Below are 14,016 nucleotides of genomic sequence, written 5' to 3'. Positions count from 1 at the left end.
CTGCAGGTCCTCGACGACGGCATCCTCACCGACGCGCAGGGGCGCACGGTCAACTTCCGTCACTGCGTCATCATCATGACGTCCAACATCGGCGCCCAGCTGATCATCGACCACGAGGGCGATGTCTACGAGATCAAGGGCGAGTTGATGGACCTGCTGCGGGGCTTCTTCCGCCCCGAGTTCCTCAACCGCATCGACGACATCATCGTCTTCAACGGCCTGACCGAACAGGACCTGGAGAAGATCCTCGACCTCCTCCTCGCCAAGACCACGACACGCCTCAAGGCCCAGGGCCTCGACCTCGAAGTCACCGAACCGGCCAAGAAACTCCTCATCGCGCACGGTTACCAACCGGAGTTCGGCGCCCGCCCGCTGCGTCGCACCATCCAGACCGAACTCGACAACCGCATCGCCTCCCTCCTCCTCGGCGGCGAGGCCGAGCCCGGCGACACCGTCATCGCCGACGTCCGCAACGACAGCCTCCATGTCATCGTCCGCGGCAAGGGCAAGGAGACCCCCGAGAAGAAGGCCGAGGCGAAGAAGACCGGGAACAGCGCCGAGAAGACCGGCAGCGGGGCGAAGAAGCCGCGTAAGACGGCCAAGGCGCGTACCTCCGACAGCGACGACGAGGCGGCGAACACGAACGACGACACCCACTGATCCGGGTGCCGACTGGCAACGGTCCCCCTGACGAGGAGGAACCATGGTCCACCACCACAAGTCCAACCAGCAGGTCGAAGGGGACCCCGACACCGGACACGGGCGCGGCATGCCCGTCCGTCCCAACACCGAAGAACTCGAGGCGCGTACCGCGCTGGACCGGGAGGCCCTCGGTCTGCCCACCTCGCACTCCAACCCCGATACGCAGTACGCGGACGAGGTGATGGAGATCGACCGCCAGGTCGCGCGGGGTGAACTCCCCATCGAGCAGAGAAGGCCGCGCAGGGACCGGCCTCCCTTCCCACCTACCCGCTACAACGGCTGAACCGACAGCGCCACCGCGTGCCGTATGCGGGCCGGCCGCCGGGTCGGCCCGTCGCCCGACCGCGGTGTTCGCCATCGGCGGTCTTCTTCTTCGCGGTCGCGTGGATCACGCACAGGCAGGGAGCAGCAGCCGATGGCCCGTTCATGGACAGCAGACGCTCTGGTGATCTTCGGGGTGACCGGGGATCTCGCGTACAAGATGACGTTCCCGGCGCTCTATCTGCTGGAGCGGCGCGGGCTGCTCGACTGCCTGGTGGTCGGGATCGGCCGCCGTGACCTCACGGACGCGCAGCTGGCGGACCGGGCGCGCAAGGCGATCGAGGAATCCGGGCCCGTGGTCGACGCGGTCTTCGGCCGGCTCGCCGAGCGGCTGACGTACGTGCGCGGGGACACGCAGGATCCCGCGCTGTACGCGGCGCTGGCCCAGCGCCTGGCGGGACGCCGCCGCCCGCTCTTCTACCTGGCGATGCCGCCGTCCCTGTACGCGTCGATCGTGGACCAGCTCGGCGCGGCGCATCTGGTCGCGCGGGCGCGGGTGGCGGTGGAGAAACCGTTCGGGCACGACCTGGCGTCGGCGCGCGCGCTGAACAGCCGCCTGTGCCAAGTGCTGGAGGAACAGCAGATCCTGCGCGTGGACCACTTCCTGGGCAAGGAGCCGGTGATCGAGCTGGAGTACCTGCGGTTCGCCAACTCGGCGATGGCCGAGGTGTGGCACCGCGACAGCGTCGTGGCCATGCAGATCACATTGGCCGAGGACTTCGGCGTGTCCCAGCGCGGCAGCTTCTACGACGAGGTGGGTGCGCTGCGCGATGTCGTCGAGAACCATCTGCTGCTCGTCCTGTCGCTGGTGGCCATGGACCCGCCGGTCGGACCGAGCGCGGAGGACCTCTGGGACAAGAAGGTCGAGGTGCTGCGGGCCGTGCCGGCGGTCTCGGTGCGGGACTACGTGCGCGGCCAGTACGTCGGCTACCAGGACGTGCCGGGGGTGGCACCGGGCTCGACGACCGAGACGTACGCCGCGCTGCGGCTGGAGATCAACAACTGGCGGTGGGCCGGGGTCCCGGTCTTCGTCCGGGCCGGCAAGGAGCTGCCGGTGTCGGCCACCGAGGTGCGTCTGATCCTGCGTGAGCCGCCGCGGCTGAGTTTCCTGCCCGAGCCGGGCCAGGTCCCGGGGAACCAGATCGTGCTGCGCATCGACCCCGAGGCCGGGATGCGGCTGGAGCTGTCGGCGCTCAACGAGGAGTCCCAGTGGCGCCGCCTTCCGCTGGACACGACGTTCGCCCGCGCACTGGGCGCACCGCAGGCGCCGTACGAGCGGCTGCTGTACGCGGCACTGACCGGCGACGACCGGTACTTCGCGCCGATGGACGCCGTGGAACAGTGCTGGCGGATCGTCCAGCCGCTGCTGTCCTATCCGCCGCCGGTCCATCCGTATCCGGTCGGATCGTGGGGCCCGCCGGAGGCCAATGAGCTGGTGGCCGGCTTTCTGCCGTGGCAGCGGCCCTGGCTGCCCGAATAACGCGGACTTCTTTGTCGGCAATGTACGATTCGAGCACAGCGTCGAACCCTTCGCCTGAATCGCGCATCAGAATGCCGATTCCGAATCCCGCTGTAAACTCAGCATCCATCGGACCTCGGGCGGAGGCCAAAGAAGCCATTTCGATGATCCAATAGGCTCCGCCTATCCTTTCTCCGGCATTACTTCGCCGGGCGGGAGAGCTCACGATCGAGCCCCCCTATGCCACCATCGGACCTCCACCCGACGGTCGCTCTCGCTACATTATGCCCAGGTCAGAGGCCCTCGACCGGACACCCGGCCGGAAGATAACCACGGCCTATCGCATAATCAAGGTCCCCTCTTTGACTTCCCCGGGGAATCTCCCCATGATGATCGGCGAGCGTTAATTCAGCAATCCCAACCACGGGAGAAAACAGCATGAGCCGCCGCGGGGAATGACCCCCGAGGCAGATTTTCCGCACTCGAACGAGGGTGGAATACACCCGTGCGACGACCGTGACCATATGCGACATATCGGTGCCATTGCCGACATATTCACATTCCCGTGTTGCTGCTGAGTTATTCACCTACCTATGCGGCTGCGGAGATATCCGCCGTCGCAAGCGGCACCGTGGAGTGAGGAGAAATCTGCCGTGGACCTAGCCTTGGCCCCGGATACCATCGCACGGTGGCAGTTCGGGATGACCACCGTCTACCACTACTTGTTCGTGCCGCTGACGATCAGTCTGGTCGCGATCACGGCCGGACTGGAGACGGCCTATGTGCGTACGGGGAAGGAGAAGTACTTCCACGCCACCAAGTTCTGGGGCAAGCTCTTCCTGATCAACATCGCGATGGGCGTCGTCACCGGTCTGGTGCAGGAGTTCCAGTTCGGCATGAACTGGTCGGCCTACTCCAGGTTCGTGGGTGACGTCTTCGGCGCGCCGCTCGCGCTGGAGGCACTGCTCGCCTTCTTCTTCGAGTCGACCTTCATCGGTCTGTGGATCTTCGGCTGGGACAAGCTGCCGAAGAAGCTCCACTGCGCGTGCATCTGGATGGTCTCCATCGGCACGATCCTGTCGACGTACTTCATCCTCGCCGCCAACTCCTTCATGCAGAACCCCGTCGGCTACAAGCTCGACAAGGCGGCCGGCAAGGCGCATCTGACCGACATCGCCGCGGTGCTCTTCCAGAAGCTGAACCTGGTGGTCGTCGCCCACACCCTGACCGCCGCGTTCCTCACCGGTTCCGCGTTCGTCATGGGCATCTCCGCCATCCACCTGTGGCGGGCCGCCCGCCGCAAGCGCGCCGGCCGGTCGGTCGACCCCAAGCAGGTCGCCGCCATGCGCACGTCGCTGCGGCTCGGCCTGGTGCTGGCCGTCATCTTCGGTCTGGGCACAGCGATCAGCGGCGACAAGCTCGGCGAGGTGATGTTCGAGCAGCAGCCGATGAAGATGGCCGCCGCCGAGGCGCTGTGGGACAAGCAGGCTCCGGCCCCGTTCTCCGCGTTCTCCGTTCCGGACGTCGCCCACGGACGCAACAGCGTCAGCGTCGAGGTTCCGGGCCTGCTGTCCTTCCTGGCCCACAAGGACTTCCACTCGGCGGTCCCCGGTATCAATGACACGGCGAAGGCCGAGGCCGCCAAGTACGGCGGCAAGCCCTCCGAGTACATGCCGAACATCCCGATGACCTACTGGGGCTTCCGGGCAATGATCATCTTCGGTATGTCCTCCTTCGCCCTCGGCGCGGCGGGCCTCTGGCTGACCCGGCGCAAGTTCTGGGTGGACCCCGAATTCCGCACCGGCTCCTTCGACGTGCCGCGGCTGATGCTGACCAGGAAGCGTGAACTCGGCCCCGTCATGACCGGGCTGGCCTGGCGCGTCGGGATGCTCACCCTGGCCTTCCCGCTGATCGCCAACTCCTTCGGCTGGATCTTCACCGCGATGGGCCGTCAGCCGTGGGCCGTGACCGGTCTGCTGCGCACCGTCGACGGTGTCTCGCCGAGCGTCTCGCTCACCGAGCAGCTCATCACGCTGATCGGCTTCAGCGTCCTGTACATCGTGCTCGCCGTGGTCGAGGTCAAGCTCCTGGTCAAGTACGCGGGCGGCGGCCCGGTCACCTCCGAGCGGCCACCGCTGCGGGACGTCAAGCTCGGCGGCGGGTCAACGCTCGAAGGCGCCGAACAGGACGCCGACAAGCCGCTCGCCTTCGCCTACTGATACAGAAAGTCCGGAACCGTGCATCTCCATGACCTATGGTTCTTCGTCATAGCCCTTCTGTGGACGGGGTACTTCTTCCTTGAGGGCTTCGACTTCGGCGTGGGTATCCTGACCCGCGTACTCGCCCGCGGCGAGACCGAGCGCCGGGTGCTCCTCAACACCATCGGCCCCGTCTGGGACGGCAACGAGGTCTGGCTGGTCACCGCGGCCGGCGCGACCTTCGCCGCCTTCCCCGACTGGTACGCCACGATGTTCAGCGGCTTCTATCTGCCGATGTTCGTCATCCTGCTCTGCCTGATCCTGCGCGGCGTGGCCTTCGAGTACCGCCACAAGCGCAACGGTGAGCGCTGGAAGCGCAACTGGGAGGCGATCGTCTTCATCACCTCGCTGGTGCTGGCCTTCCTGTGGGGCGTGCTCTTCGCCGCCATGATCCACGGCCTGCCGATCGGCGCCGACCACGAGTACCACGGCGGTCTGTCCGAACTGGTCCAGCCGTACGCGCTGCTCGGCGGTGTGACCACCACCGTGCTGTTCACCTTCCACGGCGCCGTGTTCGCCTCGCTGAAGACCGCCGGAAGCATCCGGGTCCGGGCCAGGCACCTGGCCCAGAAGCTGGGCGTTCTGGTCATCCTCCTGCTGCTGGCCTTCCTGACCTGGACTCAGGTCCAGACCGGCAACCCGCGCAGCCTGGTCGCCGAGGTGATCGCCGTGCTGGCCGTGCTGCTGGCGCTCGGGTTCAACTTCGGCCAGCGCGAGGGCCGGGCGTTCATCAGCTCCGGTGTCTCCGTGGTGGCGTTCTCGGCGATGCTCTTCCTCGCCCTGTTCCCGGAGGTCATGCCCTCCAGCCTGAACCCCGCCTGGAGCCTGACCGAGAGCAACGCCGCCGCCAGCCCGTACACGCTGGGGATCATCACCTGGGTCGCCGGGTTCGCAACCCCGCTCATCCTGCTCTACCAGGGCTGGACGTACTGGGTGTTCCGCAAGCGCATCGGTGTCCAGCACATCCCGGCCCCGGTGCACCACTGACCGGAGCCCGTCACCGCCCACGCCGGGGTAACCCGACGTGAGGTGACACCTGCCGCGCCCCCGCCGAACTGTTCGGCGGGGGTGCGGCATTTCCGGTTCTCTCCTCGCCGGTTCTCTCCTCGCCGGTCGTGGCTCAGGTCAGGACCGCGTCGCCCAGCCAGTGCGCGGCGAGGAGCGCGGCGCGCACATGGAAGTCGTCGTCGAGGCTGTGGGCGCGCTGCGGCAGCAGGGCCGTCGCCTGCTGCACCCGGTACTGGATCGAGTTGCGGTGCAGGTTCATCGCCTGGGCCGAGGCCGCGTAACTGCGGTGGTGCGTGAGGAAGATCCGCAGCGTCTCGCGCAGGGTGGCGCCGCGCCGACCGGCCTCCGCCAGATCGCCCAGGGTGGCCACGACGAAGTCACGGACGGCCGCGAGGTCCTTGGCCATCAGCGCGACCGGTGCCACGTCGGCGTACCGCACCCAGTGCGCCTGGTGTGCCTCCCCCTTCTCCGCACCGCCGAGCCGGGTGGCGACGATCTCCTTGACCTGGGCGGCCTGGCGCGCCGAGGTGCGGAAGCCGGCCAGGTCGGCACCCGGTTCTCCGATGGCCGCGTGCAAGGGGCTTCCCTGGGGCGGCAGCAGGTCCTCCAGCCGATCGGCGCCCGCGGCGGGCAGCGCCAGCCACAGCCATGCCTCGTGCTCGTCGGTCGGTACGACGAGGGCGGCGCGGGCGCGGAGCGCCGCCACCGCGTGCGCGCGTACGTCGTCCACGGCGGTGACCAGGTCGAAGGAGGTCATCCGGCCCGCCGGCCACAGCGTGCAGGCGACGTGGACCGCGTCCAGCGGGTAGCGCAGGGCCTGTTCGGCGGCGGCCCGGTCGATCGCACCACCGCCGAGCAGCTCGTTGACCCAGTGCTGACGGACCCCGCCCTGGCTGGCCACCCACCGCTCGCGCTCCCGCTCGTACGCGCGCCCGACCTGCTCGGAGATCTGGTCGATGTACGTGCCGCCCCGGCGCACCAGGTCGACGACGAGCGCCACCCGGTGCTCGGCCGGCAGGTGGTCGAGTTGGGCGAAGGCGAAGTCCAGGACCCGGGCGTGCCCGATGCGGTAGGCACGGATGAGCGCGGACAGCGGCACGTCGCGCTGGGCCAGCGCACGGGCGTAGGCCAGGGCGGAGGACGGTGCCTCCAGGAGGTCCGCGTCGAAATCCTGTCTGATGAAGTTCAGCGCGGACACGACGTTCTCGGTGATGCTCGCTTCGAGCAGAGAACGCGTGGCCGCGTCGTGGTCGAGGGCGCTGATCTGCACGAGGCTCAACTGCACCATGCTCGCGACGACTTCGTCCTTGGCCTCCCAGAGTCGGTCGACCAGTTGGCCGACCAGGGCCTGTTCCGTCCGCATGGCCGCACTGTACGGTGCCCACGCTCCGCTGTGTTCGTGCCGGGGGCACGAAAGGCGCCGAAGATCTTGTGGCGCGCGGCCGTCGCCGTCGCCGCACGAGCGGCCCTATCTTCGCCTGGATCCGTCCCCCCGACATCTCCGAGGTGAAGGCCGTATGAACCTCAGCCGCCTGCCTGCTGTGCGCCGCGAACAAGCCCCCGACGCCCCGGCCGTCACCGACGACACACACGGCACCCTGTCCAATGCCGCCTTCGCCGACCTCGTCGAGCGGTACGCCCGTCACTTCGCCCACCACGACGTGGGCCCCGGCGACATCGTCGCGGTCAAGCTCACCAACCGGGCCGAGCTGGTGGTGGCGCTGTTCGCCGCCTGGCGGCTGGGAGCGGCCCTCACCCCGGTCAACCCCGCGCTGACCGCGGCCGAGACGCGCTACCAGCTGGAGGACAGCCGGGCGAAGGCCGTCGTCGTCGAGGAGGCGGCGGACGGGCTGCCCGCCTCCGTCGCCGTTCTCACGCTGGACGAGCTGGCCGGCCCGGCGCCCTCGGAAGCCGCCCTTCCCGAGCTGCCCGTGGATCCGGACGCCGGTGCGGAGGACCTCGCCCTCGTCATCTACACCAGCGGAACCACCGGGCGCCCCAAGGGCGTCGAGCTGGTCCACCGGAACATCGACGCGATGACCGCGGCCATGATCGAGTCGATGAAGATGGACGGCGCCGATCAGGTCCACAGCCTCCTCATCCTGCCGCTGTTCCACGTCAACGGCATCGTGGTCAGCGTCCTGTCGCCGCTGCGCGCCGGCGGCCAGGCCACCATCATGGGCCGCTTCAGCGCCACGAACTTCTTCACGATCCTGGAGCAGGCCCGCCCCACCTTCTTCTCGGGTGTCCCGGCGATGTACGCGATGTTCGCGAACCTGCCGCCGGAGGTGCAGCCGGACACCTCCTCGCTCCGCTTCGTCGTCTGCGGCGCGGCCCCGATGCCCCCGCAGCTCATCGAGGTGGTGGAGAAGCGGTACGGCGTCCAGCTCATCGAGGGGTACGGCCTGTCCGAGGCGACCTGCGCGTCGACGGTCAACCCGCTGGACGGCCTGCGCAAGCCCGGCACGGTCGGACTGCCGCTGCCCGGCCAGACGGTGGCCGTCATGGGCGAGGACGGCGAGCTGGTCACCGACGGCGGCATCGGCGAGGTCGTCATCAGCGGCCCGACCGTGATGCGCGGCTACCTCGGCCGGCCCGAGGAGACCGCCAGGACCATCCGGGACGGCTGGCTGCACACCGGCGATGTGGGCCGCCTGGACGAGGACGGCTACCTGGTCCTCGTCGACCGGGTCAAGGACATGATCATCCGGGGCGGGGAGAACATCTACCCCAAGGAGATCGAGACGGTCCTGCACGACCACCCAGCCGTGTTCGAGGCCGCCGTCGTGGGACGTCCCGACCCGGTGATGGGTGAAGTCCCGGTCGCCTTCGTGTCGTTGCGCGACGGTACGGCAGCCACGCCCGGCGAGCTCGCCGAGTTCCTCACGGAGCGGATCGCCCCGTACAAGCGGCCCGTCGAGGTCCTCCTCGTCCCCGCGGTCCCGAAGAACCCCGTCGGCAAGATCGACAAGCCGACGCTGCGTCACCAGGCCCTCACGCCCGCCCTCTGAGCCCCTCCCCCGCCTCCACGAGACACAAAGGTGTGACCCTCATGGGCTTCATGAAACCCCAACTGCCGCCGGTCGACGCCGGCACCTTCCGCACCCTGCCACGCCGTGAGCGCCTGGAGATCCTCACCCGGGACTGGGTGGACAACGGCTTCGGCAGCCCGTACGCGGTGTTCCTCTTCTACGTCGTCAAGTGCCTGCTCTACGTCGGCGGGGCGGCCCTCGTCATCTCGCTGACCCCGGGCCTGGGTTCGGTCACCGGGATCGCCGACTGGTGGTCCGAGCCGATCGTCTACCAGAAGCTGATCGTCTTCACCCTCCTGTGGGAGGTGATCGGTCTGGGCTGCGGATCCGGCCCGCTGACCTCCCGCTTCAACCCGCCGATCGGCTCCATCCTGTACTGGCTGCGCCCGGGCACCATCCGGCTGCCTCCGTGGCCGGACAAGGTGCCGCTGACGCGCGGTGACCGCCGCAGCGTCCTCGATGTCCTGCTGTACGCCGCCGTCCTCGCCTCGGGCATCTGGCTGCTCGGCCGCCCCGGCGACGGAAGCCGCATCACGAACTTCGGCCACCTGGGCCTCATCGACCCGCTGGCGGCCGTGCCGCTCATCGCGACGGTGGCCGTGCTGGGGCTGCGCGACAAGACCGTCTTCCTCGCGGCGCGCGCCGAGCAGTACTGGCTGTCGCTGCTGATCTTCTTCTTCCCGTACAACGACCAGTTCATCGGCTTCAAGCTCGTCATGCTGGCGATCTGGTGGGGCGCGGCGACCTCCAAGCTCAACCACCACTTCCCCTTCGTGGTGGCGACGATGATGAGCAACGCCCCCCTGGTCCCCTCGCGCCGCCTGAAGCGGCTCTTCTACCGCGACTTCCCGCGCGACCTGCGCCCCTCGAAGCTGCCGTTCCTGCTCGCGCACGTCGGCACCGCCACCGAGTACCTCGTCCCGCTCTACCTCGTGTTCTTCGGCGACGGCGGCTGGTGGACGTGGGCGGCCGTGCTCTACATGGCCGTGTTCCACCTGCACATCCTGTCGACCGTCCCGATGGGCGTGCCGCTGGAGTGGAACATCTTCTTCGTCTTCTCGCTGTTCTATCTCTTCGGCGCCCACGGCGACCTGACGATCTGGCACCTCCACTCGCCCTGGCTGCTCGCCGTGATCCTGCCGAGCCTGGTACTGCTGCCCCTCCTCGGCAACCTCCGTCCCGACCTCGTCTCCTTCCTGCCCGCGATGCGCTACTACGCCGGCAACTGGGCGACCAGCATCTGGGTGTTCACCGGCGACGCCATGGAGCGCCTGGAGGCGGGCCTCACCACGGCGACCCGGCTCGCCGCCAACCAACTGGAGACCCTCTACGACGCGGACACCGCGCTCCTCACGATCAGCAAGGCGGACGCCTTCCGGTCCATGCACTCCCACGGCCGCGCCCTCAACGGGCTCGTCGAACGCGTCACCCACGGGCAGGACGACTTCGTGACCATCGAGGGAGAGGTGGTCGCCGGCTTCGCGATCGGCTGGAACTTCGGCGAGGGCCACCTCCACAACGGCCAGCTGCTGCGCGCCATCCAGGCCCGCTGCGGCTTCGCACCCGGCGAGGTCCGCGTGATCTGCCTGGAGGGCCAGCCCATCCAGCGGCAGACCCAGGCGTACGAGGTCCACGACGCCGCCCTCGGCCTGCTGGAGAGCGGCATCGTCAAGGTGCGCGACATGATCGAACGGCAGCCGTGGCCCACCGACGGCCCCGACTACCCGGTCTACGACGTGGAGTCCCGCCACCCGCTGCGGCCGGTGCCCGACGCGCAGGGCTCCGCGGGTCTGCCGCCCCTGGACACGGCCTCATGACCTCGGCCGTCGTCGTCGGCGGCGGGCCCAACGGGCTCGCCGCCGCGGCCCTCCTCGCCAAGGCAGGGCTGGAGGTCACCCTCCTGGAAGCCGCGGACGAGGTCGGCGGCGGCACCCGCAGCCACGAGGCCCTCCTGCCCGGACTGCTGCACGACCACTGCTCGGCCATCCATCCCATGGCCGTCACCTCGCCGGCGCTGCGCTCGCTCGACCTCGAACGGCACGGCCTGCGCTGGCGGTCGGCGGACGTCGACTGCGCGCACCCGCTGGACGACGGCACGGCGGGCGTGCTCCTGCGGTCCGTCGACGAGACCGCCCGTCTGCTGGGTGCCGACGGCGCCCGGTACCGGGCGCTCTTCGCGACGTCGGTGCGCAACTGGGACGCGCTCGCCCAGGAAACCATGGGCCCCCTGCTGCGCATCCCGTCGCACCCGTTGCTCCTCGCGCGCTTCGGCCTGCCCACCGCGCTGCCCGCGACCGTCCTCGCCCGACTCTTCAACAGCCCTCAGGCGCAGGCCCTGTGGGCCGGGGTCGCGGCTCACAACTTCCGCCCGTTGTCCCGTCCCTTCACCTCGGCGATCCCGCTCGGCATCCTCACCGCCGGCCACGCGTCCGGATGGGTCGTCGCCGAGGGCGGTTCGCAGTCCATCGCCCGCGCGCTGGAGAGCGTGCTGCGGGCACACGGCGGCACGATCCACACCGGCGTGCGCGTCACCGACGCCGCGCAGATCCCGCCCGCCGACGTGACCCTGCTCGATCTCGACCCGGGCCAGGTCGCCGCCCTGTACGGCGACCGGCTGCCGGCCCGGGTGCGGGGCGCCTACCGCCGCTTCCGGCGGGCCCCCGGCGCCTTCAAGCTCGACCTCGCCGTCGAGGGCGGCGTGCCCTGGGCGAACGAGCACGCCCGTCGCGCCGTCACCGTGCACCTCGGCGGCCCGCTCGCCGAGGTGGCCGGGACGGAGCGGGACGTGGTGGCCGGCCGGATGCCCGAACGCCCCTTCGTCCTGGTCGCCCAGCAGTATCTGGCCGACCCCACCCGCTCCGTCGGCGACATCCACCCCGTCTGGACCTACGCCCATGTGCCGCACGAGTACGACGGGGACGCGACCGAGGCGATCATCCGGCAGCTGGAGCGGTTCGCCCCCGGCGTCCGTGAGCGCATCGTGGGCCAACAGGTCACCCGCCCCGCCGACTTCACCGCGGCCAACCCCAACTTCACCGGAGGTGACATCATCACGGGAGCCAAGACGGTCCCCCAGCTCCTGCTCGGCCCACGTCCCGCACTCGACCCGTACTCCACCGGCATGCCCGGCGTGTACCTGTGCTCGGCGGCCACCCCGCCCGGCCCCGGCGCACACGGCATGTGCGGTGCCGGAGCGGCGGCCTCCGCACTGCGCCACCTGGGAGGCCGCATCGCCTGACGAAAACTCAAGGAATGCCGGAGCGAAACCCCAAGGGTTGGTTGAGCGATCAAGTACCAGGCGAACAGCAGGTGATATACACCGGTGCATGGTCCTTTCGCGCCCTCCCATACCTGCCCTGAGCTGGAACGCATGGCGGCGTGCGGCCGCCGGGGTGGCGCGGGTGCTCTCCCCGCGCGGTGCGCTCGCCCTGCACCGGGTGGAGGGCGCGCTGCTGTTCGGGCTGCGCGCGGCCGTCACCATGGCGCTGGTGGCGCTGCCGGTCGTGTGGGCGGGCCGGCCGGATCTCGCCGTCTACGCCATGCTCGGCTCCTTCACCACGACGTTCGGGCGCAACCTGCCCTACCCGCGCCGTGCGCGCGTCCTCGCCGTGGTCGCGTCGGCCATGACGGCGTGTGTGGGCTGTGGTTCGGCGCTCGCCGCGGTGGCGCGTCCGCATACGGGAGGCACGGGGGCGGCCGTGGTCGTGGCGGCGACGGCCCTGGTCGCGGGGTCGGCGAAGTTCGTCTGCGACGCGACGCGGCTCAGCGGGCTCGGCGCGGTGCTGCTGCTCTTCTCCTTCGCGGTGGCGGCCAACGACACGACCACGCTCGCGGATGTCCTCCCGCAGGCCGGGCTGGCCGCGGCCGGAGCGGCGGTGGCCTGGGCCCTGGCCGTGGCGGGCCGGCTCGTGCACCCGGACCGCCCGCAGCGCCTCGCGGTGGCCACCGCCCTGAGCGAACTCGCCGTACTGCTGGAGGCGTTGAGCGAAGAAGCCGAGGCCGGGCGGACGCGGCACCGTGCGACGGTCGCCGTCCTGCACGCGTACGACTCCCTCGGCCTCGCACCGCCGACGGACACCGGGCAGGCCGGCCGGACCGGGCCCTGTGTGCGCCTGACCGACCTGTGCTGGTCGCTGCTGGTCGGCTCCGCGCGGCGGACGCCGGACGATCTCACCGCCACCGCGCAGCACCTGCGCCGGCAGGCCCGGCTCCTCACCGACCGGCAGCGCGGCCTGCCCGAGGCGCTGCCCGAGCTGGCGCCCCCGTCCACCACGGCAGGCCAGGGCGCGGTCTGCTGCGTGGCGGAGACGGCCGTGGCGCAGGTCGATCCCGCCGCCCGGCGCGCGGCCGAACTGCTGGTGGGACGCCGCCCCGGAGGTCCAGGTCACCTGGCGGTCCTGGCCGTTCCCGCGCTGCGGATGACCCTCGGCACCGGCGTGGCGGGCGGGCTCGCCGTCGCCCTGGGCCTGGAGCACGGCTACTGGGCGGCGATCTCGGCCGCCGCCGTGCTGCACGCGGTCAACGTCCGCACCACGGCGCAGCGTGCCGTCCAGCGCACCCTCGGCACGGTCGTCGGGCTGCTGCTCGCGCTCGGTGTGCTGGCCGCGGACCCGCAGCCCGTCGAACTCGCCCTGGTGATCGTGCTGCTGGAGTTTCTGCTGGAGTACGTGGTGGTCCGCAACTACGGCCTCGGCGTCGTCTTCCTCACCCCGCTGGCACTGCTGCTGAGCGACCTGGCCGCCCCCGCGGCCGCCGGAGACCTGGTCCACGACCGGGTGCTGGGCAGCGTCCTGGGCATCGCCGTCGGGCTGGGCTGCGCGCTCCTGGTGGTCCACGACCAGGCCGCGGTGCGGGTCGAGCGGGCGCTGGCCGCGTGCACCGAGGCGGCCGAGCGGGCGGAGCGCGCGCTGACCGACCGCGCCGGTCCGCCGCTCCCGGTCGTCCAGGTGCATCTGGCCGTGACGGTGGTGGAGTTGCGCGAGGCCGACGACGCCGCGGCGGGGGAACTGTGGCCGGCCGGCATCGACCCCGCCGAACTCGCGGCCGCGGAGCAGCGTGCCTATCTCCTGCTGGAGCGGCTCCATCACGAGCCCCGGTGACGACGGCGATCACCACTCGGCGAACCCCGGCGAAAGCACCGGTGAACTGCGTTGATTCGCACCGGGATTCTGCTGATCTCTGGGAAGTCGACAGATCCCTGTGTTTAGCTGGGGCTTCGAACAGGGGGGTCGAGAAG

The 14,016-nt window shown here is 70.0% G+C and carries 10 protein-coding genes; 9 read left to right on the top strand and 1 reads right to left on the bottom strand.

The genetic code is table 11. From position 1 onward, the window contains the following. From ABZ910_RS32425 to cydB, 5 genes are all read left to right on the top strand, one after another. On the top strand, positions 1-660 hold a 660-nt coding region (locus ABZ910_RS32425; RefSeq protein ID WP_361372299.1), incomplete at its 5' end, for an AAA family ATPase. A gap of 43 nt (positions 661-703) precedes the next feature. Beyond that, positions 704-985 carry a hypothetical protein gene (locus tag ABZ910_RS32420; RefSeq protein ID WP_361372296.1) on the top strand — a complete coding sequence of 94 codons (282 nt, stop codon included), beginning with the start codon at positions 704-706 and terminating at the stop codon, positions 983-985. A 132-nt stretch (positions 986-1,117) separates the two neighbouring features. Next, entirely contained in the window at positions 1,118-2,503 is a 1,386-nt protein-coding gene (locus ABZ910_RS32415) for a glucose-6-phosphate dehydrogenase (protein ID WP_361372293.1), read from the top strand. A gap of 632 nt (positions 2,504-3,135) precedes the next feature. Beyond that, complete coding sequence (locus tag ABZ910_RS32410; RefSeq protein ID WP_361372291.1) at positions 3,136-4,701, top strand: cytochrome ubiquinol oxidase subunit I; 1,566 nt, start codon at positions 3,136-3,138, stop codon at positions 4,699-4,701. Positions 4,702-4,719: 18 nt separating this feature from the next. Beyond that, on the top strand, positions 4,720-5,727 hold the full coding sequence (gene cydB, locus ABZ910_RS32405) for a cytochrome d ubiquinol oxidase subunit II (protein WP_361372288.1): 1,008 nt from the start codon (positions 4,720-4,722) through the stop codon (positions 5,725-5,727). A 133-nt stretch (positions 5,728-5,860) separates the two neighbouring features. Here cydB and ABZ910_RS32400 read toward each other — a convergent pair whose 3' ends face one another. After that, positions 5,861-7,111 (bottom strand): helix-turn-helix domain-containing protein, encoded by a 1,251-nt coding sequence (locus ABZ910_RS32400; protein WP_361372285.1) that lies wholly within the window; start codon positions 7,109-7,111, stop codon positions 5,861-5,863. 154 nt (positions 7,112-7,265) lie between these two features. Between ABZ910_RS32400 and ABZ910_RS32395 the strand changes: the two genes are divergently transcribed. The 4 genes from ABZ910_RS32395 to ABZ910_RS32380 all read left to right on the top strand — a co-directional run bounded on the left by ABZ910_RS32395 (position 7,266) and on the right by ABZ910_RS32380 (position 13,879). Beyond that, positions 7,266-8,759, top strand: a complete 1,494-nt coding sequence (locus tag ABZ910_RS32395) for an AMP-binding protein (RefSeq protein WP_361372283.1) — start codon at positions 7,266-7,268, stop codon at positions 8,757-8,759. 41 nt (positions 8,760-8,800) lie between these two features. Next, complete coding sequence (locus ABZ910_RS32390; protein ID WP_361372280.1) at positions 8,801-10,597, top strand: DUF3556 domain-containing protein; 1,797 nt, start codon at positions 8,801-8,803, stop codon at positions 10,595-10,597. After that, positions 10,594-12,018 carry an NAD(P)/FAD-dependent oxidoreductase gene (locus ABZ910_RS32385; RefSeq protein WP_361372277.1) on the top strand — a complete coding sequence of 475 codons (1,425 nt, stop codon included), beginning with the start codon at positions 10,594-10,596 and terminating at the stop codon, positions 12,016-12,018. Before ABZ910_RS32390 ends, ABZ910_RS32385 begins: the two co-directional genes overlap by 4 nt. An 88-nt stretch (positions 12,019-12,106) precedes the next feature. Next, positions 12,107-13,879 carry an FUSC family protein gene (locus tag ABZ910_RS32380; RefSeq protein WP_361372274.1) on the top strand — a complete coding sequence of 591 codons (1,773 nt, stop codon included), beginning with the start codon at positions 12,107-12,109 and terminating at the stop codon, positions 13,877-13,879. Positions 13,880-14,016: the final 137 nt, after the last annotated feature.

The sequence above is a fragment of the Streptomyces sp. NPDC046805 genome (genome assembly GCF_040645355.1).
GTDB lineage: Bacteria > Actinomycetota > Actinomycetes > Streptomycetales > Streptomycetaceae > Streptomyces.
This window is presented reverse-complemented; position numbering and strand designations above follow the sequence as displayed.

Excerpts from the sequence above, each read along its gene's own strand:
- ABZ910_RS32420 (WP_361372296.1), top strand. The coding sequence starts at position 704 with ATGGTCCACCACCACAAGTCCAACCAGCAGGTCGAAGGGGACCCCGAC.
- ABZ910_RS32415 (WP_361372293.1), top strand. The coding sequence starts at position 1,118 with ATGGCCCGTTCATGGACAGCAGACGCTCTGGTGATCTTCGGGGTGACC.
- ABZ910_RS32400 (WP_361372285.1), bottom strand. The coding sequence starts at position 7,111 with ATGCGGACGGAACAGGCCCTGGTCGGCCAACTGGTCGACCGACTCTGG.
- ABZ910_RS32395 (WP_361372283.1), top strand. The coding sequence starts at position 7,266 with ATGAACCTCAGCCGCCTGCCTGCTGTGCGCCGCGAACAAGCCCCCGAC.
- ABZ910_RS32390 (WP_361372280.1), top strand. The coding sequence starts at position 8,801 with ATGGGCTTCATGAAACCCCAACTGCCGCCGGTCGACGCCGGCACCTTC.
- ABZ910_RS32385 (WP_361372277.1), top strand. The coding sequence starts at position 10,594 with ATGACCTCGGCCGTCGTCGTCGGCGGCGGGCCCAACGGGCTCGCCGCC.
- ABZ910_RS32380 (WP_361372274.1), top strand. The coding sequence starts at position 12,107 with ATGGTCCTTTCGCGCCCTCCCATACCTGCCCTGAGCTGGAACGCATGG.